This window comes from Pseudoalteromonas sp. bablab_jr011 (assembly GCF_016464045.1).
In the GTDB taxonomy this organism is placed as follows: Bacteria; Pseudomonadota; Gammaproteobacteria; order Enterobacterales; family Alteromonadaceae; genus Pseudoalteromonas; species Pseudoalteromonas lipolytica.
This window is the reverse complement of sequence record NZ_JACDWU010000319.1, coordinates 1-652: the sequence shown is the minus strand read 5'-3', so window position 1 is coordinate 652 and position 652 is coordinate 1. Positions and strand designations below refer to the sequence as shown.

Below are 652 nucleotides of genomic sequence, written 5' to 3'. Positions count from 1 at the left end.
GAAGGTCATGAATGACAGGGATATCCAGACCCTCTGCCTTTACCTGAAAAAACAGAAACGGACCGTGGAAGAGTACCAGTGGCAACATTACGATGAACAACGCAATCTCCTGGAGCAGCTGTTAAGGCAGGTGTTCTTGTGCCTTGAATGTGAGGCCGGTGAAGGCTCAGAAGCCGTCGTCGCCCAACTTCAACAGATGCAAACGGAAATCGCATCCGGTGGACCACTGAAGACGATGGATACGTCGCTCATCCCGAAAAAGCACCTCCCATGGTTGGTTAAACAGGATAACGTTAACCCGCAACGTTACGAATGGCTGCTCTACCGCCAGTTGACTTCGCGACTGAACGGACGCATTTATCTGCCAAATGTTACCAAATACCGCGCACTGGAAGACGACCTGATCTCCCAGACATCGCAGGATACCTTGCTGGCCTCATCAACACTGGACAGACTAAAACAGCCTGCAGAGTTATTGTTACAGGAGAAACAACACCGGCTGGAAAGTGCGCTCAAAGACGTTGCTCTCCATATTGATGAGGGAGACAATCGAAATGTGATCATGAAAAATCGTACCGGTACCCGCTGGCGTCTGCCGACCAAAAGCGCTACATCTCTGGTCAACAATCCCTTTTTTAAGCGAATGCAACCG

1 pseudogene is annotated in these 652 nt (G+C 50.2%); it reads left to right on the top strand.

The features are described 5' to 3' along the window. Positions 1–652, top strand: a pseudogene (locus JIG41_RS23345) (Tn3 family transposase); the annotation flags it as partial.